The organism is Alteromonas sp. ABV4_515 (assembly GCF_056160345.1).
Genome location: NZ_JBSWWZ010000010.1, coordinates 83083 through 106831 on the forward strand (window position 1 = coordinate 83083; position 23749 = coordinate 106831).

Below are 23749 nucleotides of genomic sequence, written 5' to 3' on the forward strand. Positions count from 1 at the left end.
CGTGATATACCGCCAACATGATGGTAACTATCGACCATCATCACCGTTTCCGCTACGAACGGTAAAAATAGAGAATGGGCAATCTGACAACCTCTGCTATAGTGAAAAGATGAGGAATAGCCAGAGGCGAGTGACATGCCATTTCGAGAAATAACAGATAACTACACTCTGGATGCTATTGTGCCTTACTTTCAACCTATCGTCGATATCCGGTCTGAAAGAGTATGGCGCTATGAGTGTCTGGCACGTCTAGTTACTCCAGAGCAGCGAGTATTTTTACCCAGCGATTTTCTTTATTTAATTGAGCGTCATAATCATGTTCAGCAGCTTGCTGAAATGATGTTTTGCAAAAGCGCTGTCTATTTCGAAGATTCCAATACCCCTTGGAATATTAATCTTGATGCCAGCGATTTGGAAAACGATGATCTGCTTCACTCTTTGATTGCGCAATTGGCAAACTATCCCAATCCGTCCCGGGTAAGTGTTGAGGTGAGTGCCGATGTGGCCTTTAAGCATTACGATAAGCTAAAGCGCTTTATTGATAAGTCTTTGCACAGTGGAATGGGCGTATTCATCGACAACCTAGGCAAACAAAGCGCTAATATCCGCAACCTGATGAACCTGCCCCTACGCGGTGTAAAGCTAGACGGGAGCCTGCTGCGCCGCCTCGACCAGCATTCAGCCATTGAAGACTTTGTATTGAGCGTTTGCGATTTAGCAAAAGAGCGTCATATGAGCATTGTTGCCGAGCACATTGAAGATGCCGACACCTTAGAGAAAGTCATGAGCATGCCTATTCAGTACGCTCAAGGCTTTGTATTCTGTGAACCTTCGCCGCAACCCAATACCGCTACGGCACATTAATCCCTCGCGGCGGCCAATACGGCCGCTGCTCTCATCCACTTATCGGCTTCTCTGCTACACATACCTCAAATTGACTGACGCTCTGATGCGGATAGGTTAAAACACTTTTAAGTCACTGACGTCAGCCTTATTACTCTGGGGCGACCAGCATGACGAACAAATACAACAATAAGTACTTACCAGGGGCAATATTTTGACTACCAAAGAAACCGCTAAAGCATTACTGGTGCTTTCTGCCGGATTACTGTTTAGCAGCCAGAGCGCAGCTCAGACCAAACCCGCATTTCAGGACATGGACGTATTCGACCTGGAATGGGCATCTGATCCACAAATCTCTCCCGATGGAGAAACCATCGTTTATAGCCGTAACTTTATGGATGTGATGACAGATTCCCGGCAGGGTCGTCTGTGGCTGATTGATGCTGACGGCAATCATCATATGAAACTAACCGATAAAGATATCAGCGAAGGCAGTGCCGTTTGGTCGCCCGACGGCACTCGCCTGGCCTATGTGAGCAGTGGCAAAAATGGCAGCGAAATATTTGTCTATTGGATAAAAAGCGGCAAAGTCGCGCGCATTACTGAACTTGAGCGCTCGCCCTCTGGCCTCAGTTGGTCGCCAGACGGCAAACAACTGGCATTCTCAACCCTGGTGCCGGAAAAGCCTCCGGTACTGGTGACCATGCCAGCCAAGCCGAAAGGTGCCAAATGGGCAGACAATCCGCGCATTACCGACCGCCTCAAGTACGAGCAGGATGGTCGGGGCTATATTGAGCCAGGTTTCAGTCACTATTTTGTGGTACCGGCAGAGGGTGGTACGCCCCGTCAGGTAACCAGCGGCAATTTTCATTATCGCGGCCAGCCACAGTGGACGCCCGATGGCAAAGCACTGGTTTTCTCTGCTAACCGTGAGGCAGATTTTGAGCGTCAGTTCCGCAATACCGATATTTTCAGCGTGGATATCACCAGCGGTGAAATCAGTAAGCTAACGGAGAATCCGGGGCCAGATCACTCTCCAGTAGTTTCACCCAATGGTAAGCAAATTGCCTGGTTGGGACACCCTGATAAAGTGCAAGCTTATCAGGTTACCCGTCTTTATGTAATGAACGTAGACGGTTCAGATAAACGAGAAATCGACACTGGCCTTGACCGCTCTCTCCGGAGCCTTAGCTGGACCGACAGCGGCCTCTATTTCCAATACGACAATCACGGCAATACCAAAATCGCGTCTACCACTCTGAAGGGTAAAGTAACCAAATTGTCTGATAATGTGGGCGGCACTACCGTAGCCCGCCCTTATGGCGGCGGCAGTTTCAGTGTGAATGACGAAGGTGATATTGCTTACACCTACACCACAGCATATCGCCCGGCCGACGTCGCGCTGATTGAAGGTCGTAAGAAACCCAAATTACTCACAGGGTTGAACGAAGATGTGCTGGCATACCGAAACCTCGGAAAAGTGGAAGAGGTTTGGTACAAATCCACAGCAGATGGTCGTGATATTCAGGGCTGGGTAGTATTCCCACCGGACTACGAAAAAGGTAAAACCTACCCGCTTATCGTAGAAAACCACGGCGGCCCAATTTCCAACTATGGCGATCGCTTCTCGCCGGAAATTCAGCTGTTCGCCAGCGCTGGTTATGTGGTGTTTTATCCGAATCCCCGGGGTAGCACCAGCTACGGTGAAGAGTTCGCCAACCTGCTGTTTAATAACTATCCCGGTGAGGACTATCAGGATGTAATGGACGGCGTTGATGAGATGATTCGTCTTGGCTATACCAGCGAAGACAAACTCTATGTCACCGGCGGCAGTGCTGGCGGTATCATGAGCGCCTGGATGATTGGCAAAAATAACCGTTTCGAAGCGGCTGCCGTGGTAAAGCCGGTGATGAACTGGATAAGTAAATTGCTGTCAGCAGACAACTACTACATGTATGCAGATTACCGTTATCCTGGGCAAGTATGGGAAAACCCTGAAACTTACTGGAAGTTCTCGCCTGTATCACTGGTTGGCAACATTCAAACGCCTACACTGGTGATGGTGGGCGATGCGGACATGCGGACACCGCTGTCTGAAGCCAAGCAACTCTACAGTGCTCTGAAAATTCGTAATATCGATACTGCACTGGTTGAGATGCCTGGCTCTTACCACTTCATCTCTAACCGCCCCAGTCAGATGATCAGTAAGATTAAGCATGTGCTGGCCTGGTTTGAGAAATATCCGTCTTCTGAAGATAAAGAATCTCGGGTGGCACCTTCTGCTCAGCACTAGTTGTTCACAAAAACCGTTGAGGCCACGTAATGTGGCCTTTTTGTATGCCACTACAAACCTGCTTACAGTTTTTCCTCACCGCAAATAGGAAACACCGCTATGATAGAGGCTTTGAGGCATAAAGGATGACAGCCATGGCAGAAAACGTCTTATTCAATGCACAGATGAACCCGGCAGTAAAAACCTACTGGCTAATCAATTTGCTGCTAATTTCCACCGTGACAGTGGTTGGTATTCCTTTACTTGTACTCTCAATACCTATTTTCTTTTTGTGCGCCGGACGCGTGCTCGCGTCGATTTCTGCCACCCTCACCGAACGCAAACTCATCGTCAAACGGGGCGTGTTCAATAAAGAAGAAAAAACCATTCCACTGGATAAGATCACCGATGTGTCTCTGGCCCAAGGCCCTATCATGCGTGCATTCAACATTCATAAACTGAGTTTCGAAACGGCAGGGCAATCCGGTATGGGGGCGCTAGTATCTTTGCTGGGTGTGGTCGACGCGGAACATTTTCGTGAATTGATACTGGAGCAAAAAGAGAACCTCGCTGGCAAGCCCTCAAGCCCACCTGTGAGCGACACGAAGCAACCAGCCGACACATCGGATTTAGCCGCCCTGACCGCAAGCGTACAACGCATCGAAGGCTTGCTATCCCAATTGATAGACACAAAAAAAACGGACTGAATATTTCAGTCCGTTTTGTTTTCTCAGTGAGTACATCTATTCAGCTTCGTCGTGATACACATTGAGCTGCCAGCAAGTCTGGCCGCTATCGCGGTATTTGCGCTCAAACGGCGTCATGTGATCATCACCAGTGATTTCGGCTACATCACTGGAAAGGCCGTAGTGCGTTGCCGCCCGGCCAAACTCCAGCAGATACAGCAGCCAGTTACTGCGCACCTCGATATTCGGCGTCAGCGCCATTAAATCCACCATGGCCGCCGATGCATACCAGCGTTTCTGAATTTGCGCTGACTTCGGGTACGGGTTGGGGTACAGCAAAAAGTGCCGTACGATATTCCAGTCTGTATCCCTAGCCAGACGCCAGAAATCATTCACATCAGCACGAAACACGGCGTAGTTCTGATTTTCAGACTGATAATACTCGTGTTTGCCCACCCGCAGTGCAGATTTATCTATGCCAATAATCCGCGCATCGGGGAACCGCGCAGCCAGATTGGCTGTGCTTTCGCCCACGCCGCAGCACGAGTCGAGGATCACATCACCCTGCCAGCCATCGAGCCAAGCGCACACATCGTTAAAGGTCTCGCGTGTGTGGTCGCTGATCGGACGCCTGTTCTCGCTGGTGCGATAACGGGCCACCAGCTCATCCAGTTTATCATGAATGCCCTGCTGATTAGTCAGGACTTCCCGGGAATTACCTGAACTCACATTAACTCCGGATACCGCGACCTTTAGTCAGCAGATAGTGCGCAATACCGTACAGCAGAATATTGAAACCAATCAGAATGCCGATGGACACAGACACGTTTACATCAGACACACCCAGAAAGCCGTAACGGAAACCGTTAACCATATACACAATCGGATTGGCTTTACTGACTGTTTGCCAGAATTCAGGCAATAAGGACAATGAATAAAACACACCGCCGAGATAGGTTAGCGGCGTCAGCACAAAGGTAGGCACCATACTGATGTCATCAAAGGTTTTTGCGTATAGCGCATTCACCAGACCCGCCGTAGCAAACAACGTTGAGGTTAAAAGCAGGGTAACGATAATGGCGGTGAAACTGTGAATATTCACGTCCACAAAGAACATAGACACCGCGGTAACAATGATGCCAATGAGGATGGCCCGCGCAACACCGCCACCTACATAACCAAAAATGATTACCCAGGTTGGCACCGGTGCCACCAGCAGCTCTTCAATATTGCGTTGAAATTTTGCGCTGAAGAACGATGACGAAACGTTAGCGTAGGAGTTGGTGATCACCGACATCATGATAAGACCAGGAACGATAAATTCCATGTAGGTAAAGCCACCCATTTCACCAATACGGTTACCTATCAGGTTACCGAAAATCACGAAATACAGTGACATGGTGATGGCCGGTGGCACCAGCGTTTGCACCCAGATGCGCAGAAAACGGGTACATTCTTTTATCCAGATCGTGTTCAGTGCAATCCAGTTATTTTGTCCGTGCATGCTTACGCCTCCTTCTGTGCCTGACGACCCGATTCAACTAAGGTCACAAATAATTCTTCCAGACGGTTCGACTTGTTCCGCATACTCAGTACCGGTACGCCCTGCTCAGTAAGCTGAGAGAACACCGGGTTTAACCCTTCACTTTTCTCTACATCTACTTCCAGCGTAGTGTCGTCGATAAAGCGGGTCTGATAGCCAGCAACTACCGGCTTGGCAGTGTACTCACCTAAGTCCAGTACAAAGGTTTCCAGCGTGAGCTTAGACAACAGCGCTTTCATGCTGGTGTTCTCAACAATGGTGCCTTTGTCGATGATGGCAATATTACGGCACAGCATTTCCGCCTCTTCCAGATAGTGGGTAGTGAGGATAATGGTAATACCCTGCTCGTTGATGGTTTTGAGGAAATCCCACATGGAGCGACGAATTTCAATATCCACGCCGGCGGTAGGTTCATCAAGAATAAGTAGCTTAGGTTCATGCATCAGCGCACGAGCTATCATCAGGCGACGTTTCATACCGCCAGACAAGGTGCGCGCAGCCATGTCGCGCTTTTCCCACAAATCGAGTTGCTTGAGATATTTCTCGGCTCGCTCTTTGGCAACACCACGTGGCACGCCGTAATACCCTGCCTGATTCAGTACAATTTGCAGTACCGTTTCAAACTGGTTGAAGTTGAATTCCTGCGGTACCAGTCCGATACAGGATTTTGCCTGCTCTTTCTGCGTGTTCAAATCGAAGCCAAACACTTTCACTTCGCCTTCTGAAGCATTCACCAGTGAACTGATAATACCGATGGTAGTGGATTTACCGGCGCCGTTTGGCCCCAGCAGGGCGAAGAAGTCACCCTCATCTACTTCCAGGTTGACACCGCGCAATGCCTGCACGCCACCTTTGTAGACTTTTTTAAGATCGTTTATATCCAGCGCTTTCATGCTCTGCCCGTCTTTTAATTCATATTTCAGCCGGTTAGTTTACCATGAAAAAAGCGCCCGTTGCGGGCGCTAAACGTTGCGGTTGGTAGGAACAACGAAAGGGATTTATCGCTGCGCGGTCATGCCGTTTTCGTCAGGCATAATTTGCATTACCACTTTGCGATCAAAGAAGGTACTTTCCGGCGAGTTACTGGTACTGCCCGCCTCGCCCACCGCCAGCAGAGAAATCTGCTCGCTGCTTACACCACGCTCGATGAGTGCTGTTTTTACTGCGTTTGCGCGCTGCTCTGACAACAGTTGGTTAAAGTCGCTATCACCGCGGTAATCAGCGTAACCGGTGAGTCGCACCGCCAGCCCTTTATGGCTGCGCAGGGCTTTGGCAATCAGATCCAACTGCTCGGTGTAAAGCGCTTCTATATTTTCAGAGCCGGTTTTGAACTGAATGGCGCTTTCCATAGCCATCACCTGCTCGTCAGGAAAAGACGTCAGGCCCACGTGGGTTATTGTCGCTTGCTGCTGAAGTTCATTGAGTGAATCCCGCACCGCAAATAGCTCTTTCTGTGATGCAGTGAGCGCTGCCTGACTGGCCGCTAGTTCTTCCCTGCTGTCGGAGAGAGCTTCCGTGGCCGCTTTATTCTCACCAATCATTGCGCCTAAAATGCCTGCTACACCGGCGCCGATAGGGCCAGCTATCACCGCGCCAACCACCATACCGGTGCCCAGTCCAATAGCCGCATTTTTGCTTTTCTCTTGCTCATAGTCTTTCGCCATTGCCACTGGGTTAAGACAAAGTGCGGTTGCGGCAGCGATAAGTGTTTTCTTAGCCATGTTCATCATGATTTCCTTAACAGTTTTGAGGTTGTCTGTGCTGATGGAATGCATTACACAATCACAATGTGACCTTGCCAGAGGAGAAATGGGGAAAGGTGGCGGAACATTGTGATGAAAAAGGTCAATTAGCCCATTGAGGCCGCTGCAGCTTGGTAAATTCGGGCAAATATGGCTAAAAAGTGGCGAGACGGGGAATTTTTGTCTCAATCAGGATTTGTTCAGTTTGCTTGGTGTATAGTCTTGCCATTGCGCAATTCACTGCTGCGCCTCAGTATTCAGGAACACGTATTATCATGCCAAAAACAATTGCCCTAATCGAAGATGATGTAGCCATTCGCGAAAACTATATCGCGGCACTGCAGGCGCAGGGTTATCAGGTAAATGCCTACGCAGACCGCCCTTCAGCTTCAGCGGCGTTTGAGCATACTCTGCCCGACCTGGCGATCATTGATATTGGCCTTAAAGATGAAATGGAAGGCGGCTTCATGCTGTGCCAGCAATTGCGTCAGATATCCCAGACCATGCCAATCATATTCTTTACTGCCCGTGATAACGATGTAGATACCATTAGCGGCCTGCGCATGGGTGCAGACGATTACCTCACCAAAGATATCAGCATGGCGCACCTGTTAGCGCGGATTGCCGCGTTGTTTCGCCGCACCGATTTATTGTCGTCGCCCAAGCAACAAAGTGAACAAATTCAATTGGGACACCTGCTAGTAGATGTCAGCCGGATGACCGTGAGCTGGAAATCCCAGCCCGTTGCCCTCACGGTGACCGAATTCTGGATGTTACACGCGCTCATTAAGCACCCTGGCCATGTGAAAAGTCGCCAGCAACTCATGGATGAATCCCGCATGGTGGTGGATGACACCACTATTACCTCTCACATCAAACGCATGCGTAAGAAGTTTGTACAATTGGATGACACCTTTGATCATATCGATACCGTTTACGGTATGGGCTATCGCTGGCAAGGCTGATAACACGTGAATTTTCGTTTTACCATCCGTTTGCAGTTACTGGTACTGTCACTGTTTCTATTCACCATTCCCTGGCTGGGTTACCGTTATGTCTGGGAGTTGGAGCAGTATCTGCGTATTGGGCAGGAACAGACCATGATAGGCACGGCCCGGGCAGTGGCGACGGCGCTGCATGAACGCCCTGCATTGTTTGACAGTCAGTCTGCGTACCTCAAAGATGTGCGCCCCGGTACCGACCTTTATGCGCCGCCGATCACGTCTCCCATTCAGTTAGATGGCAAGTTCAGCGATTGGCAATCGGTGCAGGGATTGAGTCAGGTTTATGGCGAGCAGCAAGTGGTGTCATGGTTTGGTCAGGTAACGAACTTTCCCCCTGTAACCCTTTCTTTCAGGCACATGGTGGGGCGCTACGATAAGTATCTCTATGCCATGTTCGATGTGGAAGATGATGCAGTTATCTGGCGTTCGACTAACGCGTTGGCCGTCGATCAAAGTGATCATCTGCTTATTAGCGTTATCGATGATAAAGAAGAACTGGAGCGTTTTGTTATTGCTCCCTACGGTGAAGGCTGGGTAAACGCCTTTAAACTCGACGACACCGCAAATGGCTACCGCGCCACCGACAACGAACTGCGTATTCAGGGCCGTTGGCAACTCACTGATAAAGGCTATGGCATTGAGCTACGTTTTCCTCTTGCTATGACCACCGGTGCACTGGCCTTTGCACTGGTAGATGTAGACAACCCAGAAACGCGGATTAAACAGTACGCTGTGGGCACCGCCAACCCCAACAACGCCGACGGCATGGGCACGGTGGTAACGCCGTCGCCGGAAATTGAACGTATTTTGTCTGGCTTGAAATATGCTGATTCCCGTGTGTGGGTGGTAGATAACCACAAGCGCGTGCTAGCCCGGGCGGGTTCGATACATTCAGCGTCGGGCTTTAAAGTACGTAACCAGCAAGAAGGCGGTTACGACTGGGTACGCTGGCTGGAAAATACCATCCTGTTTCCGCTTTATTACCATATTCTCACTCGTCCACCGGCAGACTTCGTCGACGAACTTCAAGGCGCTTACGCTCTGGCTGGCCAGGATATTTCCTCTGCGCTTGGCGGTGCCCCAGATTCCCTGTGGCGATTATCGCCAGACAGTAAAGCGGTGATTTTATCAGCCGCTTATCCAATTTATATCGGTGAAAATGTCATGGGCGCGGTGGTGGTTGAACAGACGACTAACGGCATCCGTACTTTGAGAAACCGAGCTCTGGAGCAGCTTTTTCACGTTATTCTGGCGGTCATGCTTTTAGGCACGCTGAGTTTATTCCTGTTTGCTAACCGCATTTCCAGTCGCATCCGCAAACTCCGTGACGATACTGAAGCGGTCATCGATGACAACGGTAAAATCATTGGTAGCCTGCCCGATGTTCGCCGGGTAGATGAAATTGACGATCTGCACCGCTCATTCTCCGATGTATTGTCCCGGCTGCAGCAATATAATTCCTACCTTGAGAACATGGCATCACGACTTTCTCATGAACTACGCACGCCAATTGCCGTGGTGCGTTCCTCTTTGGATACCATTGGGCAAGTTCAGGACCCGTCGCAGCAGTCTGTACTCATAGAGCGTGCACAAAGCGGTATTACCCGATTGAGCACCATTTTAAATAGCATGAGTGAAGCTACACGTCTTGAACATGCCATCGCTCAGGAAGAACCCGAATATTTCGATGCTGCCGCGGTGGTTTCTGGCTGTCTGGATGGTTACGCCCATATATTTACCGAGCGTCAATTCCAGCTAAAAATATCGCTGGAGGAAGCTAAATTGCGTGGTTCGGCGGATTTGTTCGCGCAGATGTTTGATAAGATCATCGCTAATGCGGTGGAATTTAGCCACGTAAGTGACACGATTACCGTGCATCTGTGGCGGGATAACAAACAAATGAAGCTTTCGGTTACTAACCCCGGTCCGCCACTACCAAAAGATATGAACGACCAATTACTGCAATCGATGGTCTCAGTTCGTCCCGATGAAGAAAGGCATAAAACCAGCGCACACCCTCATCTGGGCCTGGGACTGTTTATCGCCAATATGATTGCCAGCTACCACAAAGGGCGCATTCAACTGGCAAACCTGCCAGATAATACCGGTGTATGCGTAGTTGTGCAGTTACCGCTGCAAGGCTAATCTGAGCGTTTGCTTTTGATACCGGCTAAGCGTAGATGTCTGACTATTCTTCGTCAGACATTTTGTTGTCGGGTACATTCTTCATAAACATCGCCGTTCGCTTGCGCGCCACATTCTGCGCATAGCGTCGGATACTGACGGTCGAGTCTTTCTCATCGACAATCTCAATGCCCAGCAGATGTTCAATGGTATCTTCCAGGGTAACAATTCCTTCCAGACCACCGTATTCATCAACCACCAGAAAAATATGCACTCTTTTAGCCGTAAACAAGTCCACCACATTTGCGATGGGCATGCTGCTTAGTACGGTTATCATGTCGCGACGATAGTCTTTCAGTTGCTTCGAGGTATTTCCTCTGGCGTAAGCAAGCAGCAAATCGGAGCGCATGACAAAACCTGTGATGTGCTCACTGTCGTTCTCGCCATAAATCGGTATGCGGGAAAATTCCATATGGGCGTGCTGATGGAAGAACCCTTCCACAGTGAGATCTTCAGAGAGTGAAAACATGGATGTGCGGTGCGTCATGGCATCTTTCACCTTCACATCGTACATGTTCAGCATGTTCTGTAAAAACACGTTCTCTTTCTCAGCAAGCTGGCCTTCCTGCCGGGAAACGTCCGCCATTGCCTGCAATTCATTGCGACTTAATCCCCGTAACGGACTCTCTTCTTTAAATCCCTTGGTGATTAGCTCAGAGAACCACACAAACGGTGTTAGTAGCCAGGTAAGGTATTTTAAAAACCATGCTGTTGGTGTAGCTAACGCACGCCAGTAAGTTGCGCCGAGTGTCTTGGGAATAATTTCAGAGAACACCAGAATAAGCAGGGTAAGTATGGCACTGATGATTCCCAAGTAGGCATCGCCGAATACCACCGCAGCCTGCGCGCCTGCGCCCGCAGCCCCCATGGTATGCGCGATGGTATTTAACGTAAGAATGGCCGATAAGGGCTTGTTGATATCGTCAGTCAGGCTACGCAGTTGCTGACCGGTTGGGGAGCCTTCTTTTTCAAGTACAGAGATGTAAGCCGATGAGATACTCAGAATAACGGCTTCTGCAATAGAGCAGAGAAAAGAAAACCCGAGGGCGATAACAACATAGATAATGAGTAGAAACATGATTTTCGTTATTGTGTGCCAGCCATTCAGCCAACATTGAGTTTAATTGCAACCAGTGTACAGATTACTAAAACGTATTCCGAGATCAGTTTGTTCACTCTACTGTGAAATAAACGCCAATAAAAACGCCACCCGAAGGTGGCGTTTGAAGCGTTGAGAAGTCAATAAACGTTATTGAGACGCCTTACTTTCACGCTTAAATTTAGAAATTACCGACCAGGATTCCAGCATAACCAGAACACTCACCACCAGAACAACCGCGTCGAGTGTTACCAGCAGATAATTTTCTGCCAGCCAGTATTCTTTCAGTTTGATCACGCCAGCCAGGAACGCCATCACGATAACAAAAGTCATTGGGATTAACGTGTACTTCGCCGGACGGCCCATTTTGATTAGCATCACTGAGATCACCAGCAGCGTCATTGAAGCCAGGATTTGGTTAGTTGAACCAAACAGAGGCCAGATGATCATGCCGCCGCTACCTGACGAACCACCGGCACCAAAGGCTAAGAGCAAACAGGTACCTACTGCAATCATGGTAGCAACGAAACCACCTTTCAGCAGGCTAATATTATAGATTTCGCCCCATTCCTGAATGATGTAGCGCTGTAAACGCACACCCGAGTCCATGGTCGTACCGGCAAACAGCACTACCATGGTAGCCAGAATAGTCGACGAGAAATCTACCGGTAATCCCCAGCCTTGCTGAATAAGGTTTGCGCCACCGGTAATGAATGCAGACACCGAACCATCACCTAAATGGCTATACACTTCGTGCCATTCTTCAGGCGATGCAGCCAGTGCCACACCACTTACCGCAACGATGGTGATGAGTGCCAGACAGCCTTCGCCTACCGCACCTAAATAACCTACAAATCGCGCATCGGTTTCTTTGTTCAGCTGCTTAGAGCTGGTACCTGAAGAAACAATACCGTGGAAACCAGACACCGCACCGCAGGCAATGGTTACGAACAGCAGCGGAATAATACTGGGGGTATCTACCGCAGTCTGGGTATTAAATGCCGGAGCTGTAATGTCTGGCAGCGAGAAGAATACCGCGCCGTAAAGCAGGAACAAACCTACCAGCAGTTGCATACCGTTAATGAAGTCACGGGGTTGCAGCAGCATCCACACAGGTAGCAGTGAGGCAATAGCGGCGTAGATAAACAGGATGATGATCCAGTTCGCATTCGCAGACAAGCCGAACAGTGTTTCTGGTAACTCAATAGGAATGTAACTACCCGCAAACACCGAGGCGTACAGCACAATGATACCAACAACACACATAGGAATTAGGCTGAAATTACGCTTCAGAAGTTGGCCGATAATCAGGGCAACTACTATTGCCATCCAGGCAGGAAATACCGCGTTAGGTTGCGAAATGAAAGATTTGGCGATGACCACACCAAACACCGCATTTACCATTAGCAGCACCAGGAATACGACCACCATGAACAACGATCGGGAACGTTTACCGATGACGTCTTCTGCCAGCGCGCCCATGGATTTACCTTTGTGGCGGCTACTCGCCCACAACGCGCCCATGTCGTGGATACCAGCAAAAAACATGGTGCCGAATACCACCCAAAGTACGGCGGGAACCCAACCCCAGTAAACGGCAATGGCCGGACCGACAATAGGCGCAGCACCTGCTACAGAGGTAAAATGGTGTCCCCACAGAACAACTTTATTGGTAGGTACAAAGTCCACACCGTCACGCAATTCGTGAGCGGGGGTTACGAAGTTTTTGTCCAGACGGAATATTTTACTGGCAATGAATTTGGAATAAACGAACCATCCCAGCAACATGCCAATGATACCCAGCACGACGATCATAATTGACTGCATAGCGATATCCTGAAGGTAAAGTCGCATCCTTTCTGTGCTAACTACGGCTTCGCTAAACTTCTTTAACGAGTTAACAAATACACGCTGCCATCGATTATTTTTGTTCCCGCTGCAGACACGTATAAAAGATACTGAATTGTTTATAAGCCGTTAAATTTTAACTACGTTAATCTAACAAAACAGTTCATTCAACCTGATAAATATAACGTTGCTCTAAAAGCAGAATTCAGAAGGGAAAATTCAGTAAGTATCGACTTGATGTTCGCCACGGTTTCGCCGTTTGACCGCGTACATCAACTCATCGGCTTTAACCAGTAATGTGTTCAGGTCGGCCGATTCTTTCCTTAGCAAAATTGCACCCACAGTGGCTGACACCGCGCACTTTCCTACACCTTCAACGGGCACTGGCACACTGATCATATCGATGAGTAATTTGCATTGAATATCGATGTCGCTGATAAAACTTCGCGGGGCAATCAGGCCAACAACAAATTCATCGCCGCCCCAACGGCTACACACGCAGGTGTAATCAGAGAAGAATTTGGGTATTCGTCTGCCCACTGCTTCAAGTACTTTATCTCCAGCCTCATGACCAAACTCGTCGTTAATAGGCTTGAACCTATCGAGATCAATCATCATGAGTACAAAGGGCTTATCAATACTGGAAGCTGTGATCAGGTTGCGCAGGAAGGCTTCGCCCCCTCTGCGATTGTGCAAGCCAGTGAGTGGATCATGCTCTGCTGCAAAGCGGACCTGCTCTTCACGTTTCATTCTCTCAGTAATGTCATTGACCACCACTTCTATAAGTACATCCCCCTCACTGGCTCGATTTAATCGCTGCTCACTGACGACAGCGAAAAGGCAATGTACCCAGCGAATTTTCCCGTCTACATAATAAGACAGGTCGGCGGAGTCATGACTGGTGCCATTTTGCGAACGAATAGCTGTTACAATTTCATTTACCGTGTGTTCTTCATTAAAGGTTTTACAAAAATCCTGCATGCTATCAATTTTTCCCAGCATGCCGATAAACGCGGTATTGACCTGCAACACGCCGCGCTTTAATGATATTAAGGCGATGCCAATGGTTGCCCTTTCAAATAGCAAACGAAATTGACGCTCCAGTTTTTCCGTTTCTTTGCGTAGTAACTTTTCTTCCTGATAGAAATGGCGCGTGGCTGATATCATGTCGTTCATTCGTTTAATGAGATTCCCTAGCTCGTCCTCGCGGCGAGAGCCCTGCTTAATATTTTGCAGATTTTCTGGATCAGACGGATCTACAGATTCGAATTCCCGACTCATTTTAAGAAGCGGTCTGGACAACATTTCGTTGGTGACTACGGCTACCGCCACGGTAATGGCAAGTGCGACGAGCAGCATCGATAAACTGCTCTGCATAGATAGATTGCTTACATTCTCCAGAATAAAAGAGCGGGCAGGATATATAGTTAACTTACCTATGATTTGCTCTTCAATAAACGGATGGGCCAGTTGAATTTCAATGCCGGTTTCATCGGAAGGGATGGTGCCACTGACGGCGAGATCTTCTGTATTTCCGGTTACCACAGCCGAACGGATAAGGTCATTTTTAATCAGCCCTTCGGTAATCTCTTTAGCCAGTATGTCATCTTCAACGTAAACCGAAATAGCAGCAGGTTTGCGGGTACTATCGGCCAACTGCTGTATCAATCTGTCTGTCGACGTCAACAGTGTCTCTTCACTTTGTTGATAGACTATTGCGCCACCTGCTACAGCGATAACGGTGCCGATAAGAGCAATAATTGATGCAACACGTAAATGGAGTCGTTTGAGAAACATAAAACCTGTTCAGTCCGGCTACATTTAGAAAGTGGTACTGTAAGTTACACTGATAACGTTGCTGTTCTGATCGCCGGTTATCTGCTGCCCCACCGATGAGCCCCACAAGGCGTATCCAGGCACACGTATCCAGTAGTGATCATACTGAAATTTCAGGGCTGACTCTTCAGTGAAGTCCCATCGTACGCCCACACCCAGCGATTGCTGTTTCTGCGTAATTGCATCGGAAATGCTTTGTGTAATAAAAGACAGCTGTGCCAGGCTTTCTGCAGTTGCCAAATCTGGCGCGCGCTCATAAGCAGGCGTCGGTAGCTGCTTGGGAGATTCCAGTGGCTTGATTGCAGCAACCGTTACATAGGGCAGCAGCTCTCCAAACCGATAGCCGACGCTTAAATAACCTGCAAGATAAGGAGACAGCAACGTCCACTCCGAATTCATTCCAACCAATTCTGTCATGAACATCCATTCATCATCGTTGTACTGGTAACCCATAGACAGATAATAGATTGGCTCATCGTCCATATGCAGATGGTCATAAACACCAGCAACACCTGGCCAGAGAAAGTCTGGTGTATTCAGTAACGCATTGTAAATGGCATCAAAGTCTGCACCGCGGCTCTCCGTTTTATTACCCATAAAATAAGACGCTGTTACTTTGAATGACCAGTCGTAAGACTCAAAAGACGTTGTAGCATTAAGCACATAGTCGTAGAGGATGGTAGTGAAGCTGTCGAGTGTTACCAGGTTCGACTGAGATTCTCCGGCAGCGAAAGTATGCTGCCAGACACCGTTTTCACTGTTGTGACGGTATTGAATTTCCGCTCCGTCCACAAACGACACCGATGAAGTGGGAAGATAAAAATCTACCGGCGGACGCACCCAGGGATACGCATAGCTAACGTTTCGATACTCAGAAAGCAGGTAAGCATTGTAGTTCATTCGCCCCGCTCTCATAGACCAGTTGCGATCGAACTGATAACGTAAAAATGCCATTTCAAAGTAATTGGTAATGTCATGATCGCCCCGATCCTGAGCAATAGCCTGAACGACCATGTCAAAGTCACTGGAAAAGTGATAATTGAATTGAAAGCCAACCAAAGTGTCGGTAAGTAAATTAAAGTGCTTTTTCGGCTTATTCAGATACGAAGAACGAAACGCAAGTTCATTGTTACTGCTATAGCTCGCTCCCACCGTTGCAAACCCGCTGAAGCGCCAGTTATCGTTTTCATCTGCGCGCGTTTCGACACAACACAGTACCGGTAAGGCGAAAAGCAGAAGCCATTTATTCGAGTATGAGAACAATTTTCATCTCCTTCGAAACAGCATTCATAGGAACATAAGCGACATAATTTTGATTATCTTTGAAGAGATCATCCAAATTATCGATAGAAGAAACTTGAATGGGCGCTCTGGCACGCCCGGAGAACAGCAATCGAGACCAGTAGGAATTAACCTGACGTAACGAACGATTAACTAATGTTTGGTAAAAATCGCCTTTTAGCTCGCTTTCAGCTTTATAGTCTAGTGGTACCAGGGCTTGCCCTTTATTGGTTTCACTAAAGCGCCCCATAAACAAATCAATCACTTCAGATTTAGAAAGCGTTGTTACCTTGCTTGTTGATGGCACCACCACCACTATTTGCTGATCCGCACTTATTGCACACACGGCAAAAGGCGAAGTACTCAGTACAACAAAGACAAACAGCAGTTTGAGGCTAGCCAGACGAATTGCCATTTCGTTAAAAAAGCGCTCGCAATTAGGATTTAAGTCGATGAATTAACTATAGACGATAAGCGCAAGTACGCTAATTTAGCGAAGAGAAAAGATATAGCAGGGGCAAAGCCAGATTTTACAGCGGAACAAAAACAAAAAAGGCCGCTTTCGCGACCTTTTTTCGGACTAGTTTGTAGTCATCAATTACTTGATGATTTTCGCTACAACACCAGCACCTACAGTACGACCACCTTCACGGATTGCGAAGCGCAGACCTTCTTCCATCGCGATAGGAGCAATCAGCTCTACAACGAATTTCAGATTGTCGCCAGGCATTACCATTTCAACGCCTTCTGGCAGCTCAACGGCACCAGTTACGTCAGTTGTACGGAAGTAGAACTGTGGACGGTAACCTTTGAAGAATGGAGTGTGACGACCGCCTTCATCTTTAGACAGTACGTATACTTCTGCTTCAAACTGAGTGTGAGGAGTGATTGAACCAGGCTTAGCCAGTACTTGACCACGCTCAACGTCGTCACGCTTAGTACCACGAAGCAGAACACCAACGTTCTCACCTGCACGACCTTCGTCAAGCAGCTTACGGAACATTTCAACACCGGTACAAGTAGTCTTGGTAGTATCTTTGATACCAACGATTTCTACTTCTTCACCAACTTTGATGATACCTTGCTCAACTCGACCAGTTACAACAGTACCACGGCCTGAGATTGAGAATACGTCTTCGATTGGCAGGATGAACGGCTTATCGATAGCACGCTCTGGCTCTGGAATATAAGAATCCAGTGCTTCACCCAGTTCGATGATTTTCTTTTCCCACTCTGCGTCGCCTTCAAGAGCTTTCAGAGCAGAACCTTTGATTACTGGCAGATCGTCGCCTGGGAATTCGTATTCAGTCAGAAGTTCACGAACTTCCATCTCAACCAGTTCCAGCAGCTCTTCATCATCAACCATGTCACATTTATTCATGAATACGATGATGTAAGGGATACCAACCTGACGACCCAGCAGGATGTGCTCACGAGTCTGTGGCATAGGACCATCAGTCGCCGCAACTACCAGGATACCGCCGTCCATCTGAGCAGCACCAGTGATCATGTTTTTAACGTAATCAGCGTGTCCTGGGCAGTCTACGTGCGCGTAGTGGCGAGTAGGCGTGTCATATTCTACGTGTGAAGTAGAGATGGTGATACCACGTGCTTTTTCTTCAGGCGCGTTATCGATTTGATCGAAAGCCTGAGCTGAACCACCGTAAGTCTTTGAAAGGACGGTAGTGATTGCTGCAGTCAGAGTGGTTTTACCGTGGTCAACGTGGCCGATAGTACCCACGTTTACGTGGGGTTTCGTACGTTCAAACTTTTCTTTTGCCATTTTTCTAGTATCCCAGCAAAGTTACGTTAAAAATTAAATAATATTCAAACTTAAACATGAGCTGGGGAGAAAATGGTGCTGATAGGCAGATTTGAACTGCCGACCTCACCCTTACCAAGGGTGCGCTCTACCAACTGAGCTATATCAGCACTGATATGGAGCGGGCAGCGGGAATCGAACCCGCATCATCAGCTTGGAAGGCTGAGGTAATAGCCATTATACGATGCCCGCGTTCCTAATTCTCTGGCCACCTCATAGAAGAAAGTGGTGGAGGGGGCAGGATTCGAACCTGCGAAGGCTGAGCCGGCAGATTTACAGTCTGCTCCCGTTGACCGCTTGGGTACCCCTCCAGAGTTTGATGAATGGTGCCGACTGCCGGAATCGAACTGGCGACCTACTGATTACAAGTCAGTTGCTCTACCAACTGAGCTAAGTCGGCTCCTCATCAAGTGGGTGCGCATTCTAGAGTAACTCGTTACTCTGTGCAAGTGTCTTTTTTAATTTTTTTCGTTTTATTTTTTGAAGCGGTTAACGCTTATAAAACAACGAAAAAATGTTACGCGACAAGCTGACTTCTCGCGTAGCGGGCAAGACCTTGCACCACCAAATTCGCGGAACGGATAGTATCAGTGGATTCAATTATTGCAAGCATATTTTTGTCTCCACCACCGATAATTATCGCAAAATCGGGTCGTTCGCTTGCTAATTGAGCAATAGCGCTCAAATAAACACCATTTACTGCTGCCAGGCATCCCTGACTGACACATTCCTCGGTATAAGTACCAGGTGCAAGTTGGGAGGGTTTTGCCTCTTCAGCAAACACTCTTGCAGTATTTTTAACCAGTGCATCCTGCATAAGATGATACCCTGGGGTAATCCAACCGCCTAAATGTTGACCATCGACCACAAAATCACAGGTAATTGCCGTTCCCACATCAATGACACAAAATGGTTTTTCGGTCATTTCTTGCGCTGCCACCATGGCAAGCCAACGATCAACCCCCATTCTCGATACATTCTCATAGCGATTTTTAATGCCGAAGTTTTCTTTCTCGGTAAAAATTTCGATAAAAGCCACGTTTTGTTCAACACAAAAAGAAGCGATTCGCTCAGAAATGTCGTTTTTGCCAACATTGGAAAGGTAGAGATGGGAAAAGTTTTTGTTTTTTAGCCAGCCAAGAAAACTGTCGAGGGAAAGATGAACGTCCGGTTCTGACACATTCGCACTATTAAGCAGAACCGATTTAATTCGACTGTTGCCGGCATCCACCAGCAACACCTGTTGTTCAGATACCACGAAGGCTCACCTCACCACCATGGAATCGCGTAATGCCATCTTCAGTTTCTACAAGTAGTGCCCCACTTTGGTCCACACCACGATCGATACCAGAGAATCGCTTGTCACCCATTTGCAATACAATTTTCTTGTCGGCAAACAAATCCAGGGCTTCCCAATAAGGTACGAACTTGCCGAATCCTTGTTGAGTAAATTCCGGTAGCATCTCGCGTAACGACTCTATGACAGCAGCAGCCAGTCGGTTTCTGTCAGGCGTTTCGCCCAGATACCCGGTAAGATCGCTGTGAGGCTGGCCCACATCATATTGGGTATCTGGTACATTGACGTTTAGCCCGATGCCGATAACACTATGGGCCGTAGCACCAATCTGCCCTTCTACTTCTATTAATACGCCGGCCAGCTTACGACCATTCAAATAAATATCGTTAGGCCACTTAAGTTGGGCATCTTCAATATTGAACTTACGCAGTGCCTCGCAAATAGCAACGCCCACTAATAATGACAGGCCCGCCATGCTTTGGTAGCCGTCAGGAAACGACCAATACATCGACATGGTAAGGCTGCCCCCAACCGGCGCAGTCCATTTTCTGCCGTGGCGACCTTTCCCGTCGGTTTGCACTTCAGCCAGGATAACGTCTCCGTCTGCCAAATCATGACGCGCTTTTGCTATGCGCAGTTTCATTTCAGCGTTAGTGGAAGGTAGCACCGGCTCCACCTGAATCATCGACAAGCCCGGACGTCTCAGATGCTTTTTAATATGCTCTGCACTTAATAACGCAAAACCCTGGTTCAATCTGTAGCCCTTACCTTTTACTTTGAAAACATCCAGCCCCCAATCGGCGAGCTGAGAAATATGTCCGGCTACCGCGGTGCGTGACAGGTTAACCTGCTGCGCAATCAGTTCGCCAGAATGAAACTGACCGTCAGCCAGCAATGATAGAATATGCTGACGAATAATTTTTGATGCCTGCTTCATAGGTTGATTACTCCATTACGGCCAACCAGCCGCACTTCCGCTTCCAATGCAATATCGTAACGCTCACGCACGGTGTCCATAATTGAACGGGCAAGCTTAACCACATCGTTGCCAACGGCTTCACCAGTATTGGTGAGCACAAGGGGCTGCGTTATGTGGCAGCGAACGCCACCTTCGGTCTTTCCTTTAAAGCCGCATTGGTCGATGAGCCATGCGGCCGGAATTTTTACGCCGTTATCAACAATAAAACCAGGTATGCTTGATGCCGCTTTTTTAAGGCGCTCAAAATGACTGACACTGACCACTGGGTTTTTGAAGAAACTACCAGCATTCCCCAATTCATCAGGATCGGGTAACTTCGACTTCCGCACAGCAATCACCGTATCATAAACCTGTTGCGCAGTAGGATTATCAAGCGCAGCCAACTCACCGTAGCTCACCACTGGGGAGTACGCTTTTGGCAATGCGAAATTCACGTGGGTAATGAGCGTCTTTCCTGCTAACGCCTTTTTAAACACGCTATCGCGGTATCCAAACTCACACTCACTGTTATTCAGTGTTATCGCTTTGCCACTTTGAATATCGATAAGCTCTACCGAAGCAATAAATTGCCCCACTTCCACACCATAAGCACCAATGTTTTGAATGGGGGACGCCCCTACCGAGCCAGGAATAAGCGCCAGATTTTCCATTCCGTACCAGCCCTTACCCAAACAGTGAGTTACCAGCGCATGCCAGTTCTCACCGCCGGCTACACGAAGGAGGTGGTGAGTATCGGATTCTACATGTTCGATTCCACGCATTTCATTAATGAACACCTGGCCGTCGAAGTCTTCCAGAAAGAGTGTATTGCTTCCGCCACCCAACAAATAATTGGTGTCGGATTGCAGCCAGCGTGCCCGGAACAATTCGGGCGAAGAAAAAGAGATTATCTCCCTGCCAGAAGCCGGGAGATGAAAAGTGTGGTGTTGACGTAGTGAGGGCACAGATTCAGCTTTATTTTCTTTGTATGACTGTTCGCAATGGTAGGCGAACCGTCCAGAGATTAAAAGTAGCAGTAGGGATGAAAAAGCCTAGTCTGAAAGTCCATACGTGGCCTGCAGCAAATCATCAGTCTGTGGCGGTAGTAAAATAGTGCGCTACCGCATCCACCAATCGGTGGCAGTTCACCCATTCTGTCTGCTCAATTGTGTCAGCATGTTCTTCCGCCACTTTATATAAAGCAGAAATACCAGCCCGTTGCCCAGCTTCCATATCAGAGGTTTTGTCTCCCACCATGACAGAGCGGGATAAATCGATTTGGTGCTCCTGAGCAGCCGCTATCAACATGCCGGGGTTGGGTTTACGGTTTTCACAATCTTTCAGGTACTTGCCCCGACCGTGCGTAGCATGGTGTGGACAGAAGCGAACGTCAGCAATAGTAATCTGGCGACGGGCGAATTCCTGCTTCATCCAGGCGGTCAATGCGAGAAACTCATCTTCGGTGTAGTAGCCACGACCAATACCTGCCTGATTCGTCACCACCACAATCAAATAACCTTGTTCGATAATCTTCTTACAGGCTTCAAAAACTCCTGGTACAAAATCAAATTGTTCAGGGTGGCAAACATAGCCGTGATCGATATTGATTACACCGTCACGGTCGAGGAAAAAAGCCCGGTTAGTCATAGATACCGTATTTGTTTAAATCGAGTGGGGCATTATACGCAATAATCGCGACAGGATTAAGGTGAGACTGCCAGCGAGTATTGTTTAATCGCTATGTGCAAAACGAAAGAGCAGCGGATTTCGCTGCCCTTTGAGGAGTTGGTTAATTTAATTCAGGTAATACCTGGCTGTGTAGGATATCGATAAGTGCCGGGTTACTGATATCGTTACTCCATAGCTCGAAATTACGAAACCCTTCATTAATAAAGAACGACATCTCGTGAATAAATGCTTCCTCGGTAGTCCAACCTTGTCCACTGTCGAAGCGCTCAGGAGATTCTGTAAAGCTACCAATAGACTGACATACAGCAAAGCTCAGCTCTGTCGCCTGTTGTGCAATGTGATAAACACTGTACTCAGACTCGCGGGGGTTCGTTGCCATGCGCGAACTACACCACCAGATAGCGACACCGCAGCGAGACCCCATCGTGGCCTGACAATAGTCGAAAGCGTTCTCAGCCAACGTTGGCGAGCGAAAGACTTCATGTACCTCCATGATAATCGATGTGCTCGGAAACGCCGCGTTGTACATATCCATGATGGTGTTGTAGCTATTCAGTAAACGCGCTTTGGTATAACCGGCCGCAGTAAATTCCGTTTCACTCACACGCCAGTGCATTTCAATGCCATTCGTCATCGCAGCGTAAGAGAAATAGACCCCCGCTAAATTGGGATGGCTGTCGAATTGCTGTCCAAGGGCAGCCACCAGCTGTGATTTATACGCTTGGTAATCAGTATCCCAAGGTAAACAAGTGGTCTTTGCCTGACGGCGGAAATTGAAATCGAAAGTTTCACAGGCAGCGAGTACAAAATCCGGCATGGCAAAACTATCAAGAATGGCCAGATTAATCGCAGAATTCAGTTCTGCCGCTTTTTCCAGCTCATTGCTGATAATAGAGAAATTAAATACCCCTGGCGCTGTGTTGATAGCTGCCCATTCAACTCTTACCAAAGTGCCGCTCATGTGCGCCTGGTCGTTAATACCTTCCCGCACCAGTGTACCACCGCGATGATTCCGCGTGATCACGCCAGCGCTATGATAAATTCCTTCAGGCATTGCCTTTACATCCGGCTCAGGAGCAGGCTGCGGCTCGGGTTCAGGTTCTGGCTCAGGAGCGGGTGCTGGTGCTGGCTGACGTCCTCTTCGCATTTTACGTTTGAGTTTCCGTTCATGACGACGGTCTACCGCTGAGAGCGACCTGGCTTCTTCCGCCGTGACAACAGTCTCTGTAGCCTCGGCGGCCTGAACCAGATTGACCGCACTCAGCAAGGTAATACTAAGCGAGGTTAATACACTAATGATGGGTAAATGGAGTCGAACTTTCATAATGGTCAACCTTATCGATACGAAACACGGTACGCTGCGAATTAAAGTTGACCAATGAAGTTCTATAAATCTTCCTACAGATACGTAGGTATAGAGGAAAACATACCTTTGGGAGGTACAAAAAACAGGGACTTTCTAGTCGGATAAAAGTGGGAAAACAGGGTCAGAAAGAAAGCCCATGATCATAATGTTTTTTTCGGTTCACGCCCAATCAGAGCATTAAAAATCAGAATAGCAAGGTAGCAATCTCCAGCGAATTACGTATTGCCAAAAATAACGTCAGGTAAGCAAGTGAGAAGGTCAGCGTGATAAAATTACCAC

Annotated in this window: 20 protein-coding genes and 4 tRNA genes; 5 read left to right on the top strand and 19 right to left on the bottom strand. The window is 48.2% G+C overall.

Going from position 1 to position 23749, the window contains the following annotated elements; translation table 11 throughout:
• The first annotated feature begins 135 nt into the window (after positions 1-135).
• The 3 genes from ACXAGX_RS19525 to ACXAGX_RS19535 all read left to right on the top strand — a co-directional run bounded on the left by ACXAGX_RS19525 (position 136) and on the right by ACXAGX_RS19535 (position 3822).
• Entirely contained in the window at positions 136-864 is a 729-nt protein-coding gene (locus tag ACXAGX_RS19525; protein WP_070126200.1) for an EAL domain-containing protein, read from the top strand.
• A 193-nt stretch (positions 865-1057) separates the two neighbouring features.
• Positions 1058-3136, top strand: coding sequence for a prolyl oligopeptidase family serine peptidase (locus ACXAGX_RS19530; RefSeq protein ID WP_474840434.1), 2079 nt, complete (start codon positions 1058-1060; stop codon positions 3134-3136).
• A 134-nt stretch (positions 3137-3270) separates the two neighbouring features.
• A complete protein-coding gene (locus tag ACXAGX_RS19535; RefSeq protein WP_474840436.1) occupies positions 3271-3822 on the top strand; it encodes a PH domain-containing protein in 552 nt (183 codons plus the stop codon).
• A 36-nt stretch (positions 3823-3858) separates the two neighbouring features.
• Here the strand turns inward: ACXAGX_RS19535 and trmB are convergent, their stop codons facing one another.
• The 4 genes from trmB to pdsO all read right to left on the bottom strand — a co-directional run bounded on the left by trmB (position 3859) and on the right by pdsO (position 7065).
• On the bottom strand, positions 3859-4530 hold the full coding sequence (gene trmB / locus ACXAGX_RS19540) for a tRNA (guanine(46)-N(7))-methyltransferase TrmB (protein WP_474825106.1): 672 nt from the start codon (positions 4528-4530) through the stop codon (positions 3859-3861).
• Position 4531: 1 nt separating this feature from the next.
• The gene (locus ACXAGX_RS19545) at positions 4532-5305 is read right to left on the bottom strand and encodes an ABC transporter permease (protein WP_474825105.1); all 774 of its coding nucleotides are present in this window, start codon (positions 5303-5305) and stop codon (positions 4532-4534) included.
• Between the two features lie 2 nt (positions 5306-5307).
• The gene (locus tag ACXAGX_RS19550; RefSeq protein WP_474825104.1) at positions 5308-6237 is read right to left on the bottom strand and encodes an ABC transporter ATP-binding protein; all 930 of its coding nucleotides are present in this window, start codon (positions 6235-6237) and stop codon (positions 5308-5310) included.
• A 105-nt stretch (positions 6238-6342) separates the two neighbouring features.
• Positions 6343-7065 (bottom strand): sortase-associated OmpA-like protein PdsO, encoded by a 723-nt coding sequence (pdsO, locus tag ACXAGX_RS19555; RefSeq protein ID WP_474840438.1) that lies wholly within the window; start codon positions 7063-7065, stop codon positions 6343-6345.
• Between the two features lie 296 nt (positions 7066-7361).
• On the opposite strand from pdsO, the gene pdsR reads away from it, so the two are divergent.
• Both pdsR and pdsS read left to right on the top strand, forming a co-directional pair.
• Positions 7362-8051, top strand: coding sequence for a proteobacterial dedicated sortase system response regulator (pdsR, locus tag ACXAGX_RS19560; protein WP_474840440.1), 690 nt, complete (start codon positions 7362-7364; stop codon positions 8049-8051).
• Positions 8052-8057: 6 nt separating this feature from the next.
• Positions 8058-10235, top strand: coding sequence for a proteobacterial dedicated sortase system histidine kinase (gene pdsS / locus ACXAGX_RS19565; protein WP_474840442.1), 2178 nt, complete (start codon positions 8058-8060; stop codon positions 10233-10235).
• 43 nt (positions 10236-10278) lie between these two features.
• Here pdsS and ACXAGX_RS19570 read toward each other — a convergent pair whose 3' ends face one another.
• The 15 genes from ACXAGX_RS19570 to ACXAGX_RS19640 all read right to left on the bottom strand — a co-directional run bounded on the left by ACXAGX_RS19570 (position 10279) and on the right by ACXAGX_RS19640 (position 23428).
• Positions 10279-11352, bottom strand: coding sequence for a CNNM domain-containing protein (locus tag ACXAGX_RS19570; RefSeq protein WP_474825101.1), 1074 nt, complete (start codon positions 11350-11352; stop codon positions 10279-10281).
• Positions 11353-11523: 171 nt separating this feature from the next.
• Positions 11524-13200 (bottom strand): carbon starvation CstA family protein, encoded by a 1677-nt coding sequence (locus ACXAGX_RS19575; protein ID WP_474840443.1) that lies wholly within the window; start codon positions 13198-13200, stop codon positions 11524-11526.
• 240 nt (positions 13201-13440) lie between these two features.
• On the bottom strand, positions 13441-15018 hold the full coding sequence (locus tag ACXAGX_RS19580; protein WP_070126191.1) for a GGDEF domain-containing protein: 1578 nt from the start codon (positions 15016-15018) through the stop codon (positions 13441-13443).
• 24 nt (positions 15019-15042) lie between these two features.
• On the bottom strand, positions 15043-16320 hold the full coding sequence (locus tag ACXAGX_RS19585) for a hypothetical protein (RefSeq protein ID WP_474840445.1): 1278 nt from the start codon (positions 16318-16320) through the stop codon (positions 15043-15045).
• The gene (locus ACXAGX_RS19590; protein ID WP_474825099.1) at positions 16301-16753 is read right to left on the bottom strand and encodes a hypothetical protein; all 453 of its coding nucleotides are present in this window, start codon (positions 16751-16753) and stop codon (positions 16301-16303) included. Before ACXAGX_RS19590 ends, ACXAGX_RS19585 begins: the two co-directional genes overlap by 20 nt.
• Positions 16754-16936: 183 nt before the next feature.
• A complete protein-coding gene (gene tuf, locus ACXAGX_RS19595) occupies positions 16937-18121 on the bottom strand; it encodes an elongation factor Tu (protein ID WP_474825098.1) in 1185 nt (394 codons plus the stop codon).
• A 73-nt stretch (positions 18122-18194) separates the two neighbouring features.
• Positions 18195-18270, bottom strand: a tRNA-Thr gene (locus ACXAGX_RS19600).
• A 7-nt stretch (positions 18271-18277) separates the two neighbouring features.
• A tRNA-Gly gene (locus ACXAGX_RS19605) sits at positions 18278-18352 on the bottom strand.
• A 34-nt stretch (positions 18353-18386) separates the two neighbouring features.
• Positions 18387-18471 (bottom strand) — tRNA-Tyr (locus ACXAGX_RS19610).
• A gap of 13 nt (positions 18472-18484) precedes the next feature.
• Positions 18485-18560: transfer RNA gene (locus ACXAGX_RS19615), tRNA-Thr, on the bottom strand.
• 117 nt (positions 18561-18677) lie between these two features.
• Positions 18678-19391 carry a type III pantothenate kinase gene (locus tag ACXAGX_RS19620; protein ID WP_474840447.1) on the bottom strand — a complete coding sequence of 238 codons (714 nt, stop codon included), beginning with the start codon at positions 19389-19391 and terminating at the stop codon, positions 18678-18680.
• A 16-nt stretch (positions 19392-19407) separates the two neighbouring features.
• On the bottom strand, positions 19408-20394 hold the full coding sequence (birA, locus tag ACXAGX_RS19625) for a bifunctional biotin--[acetyl-CoA-carboxylase] ligase/biotin operon repressor BirA (RefSeq protein WP_070125205.1): 987 nt from the start codon (positions 20392-20394) through the stop codon (positions 19408-19410).
• On the bottom strand, positions 20391-21380 hold the full coding sequence (gene murB, locus ACXAGX_RS19630; RefSeq protein ID WP_474840449.1) for a UDP-N-acetylmuramate dehydrogenase: 990 nt from the start codon (positions 21378-21380) through the stop codon (positions 20391-20393). The genes birA and murB overlap by 4 nt, the downstream gene beginning before the upstream one ends.
• Before the next feature lie 124 nt (positions 21381-21504).
• The gene (gmhB, locus tag ACXAGX_RS19635; protein ID WP_474840451.1) at positions 21505-22062 is read right to left on the bottom strand and encodes a D-glycero-beta-D-manno-heptose 1,7-bisphosphate 7-phosphatase; all 558 of its coding nucleotides are present in this window, start codon (positions 22060-22062) and stop codon (positions 21505-21507) included.
• A gap of 142 nt (positions 22063-22204) precedes the next feature.
• Complete coding sequence (locus tag ACXAGX_RS19640; protein ID WP_474840453.1) at positions 22205-23428, bottom strand: hypothetical protein; 1224 nt, start codon at positions 23426-23428, stop codon at positions 22205-22207.
• Positions 23429-23749: the final 321 nt, after the last annotated feature.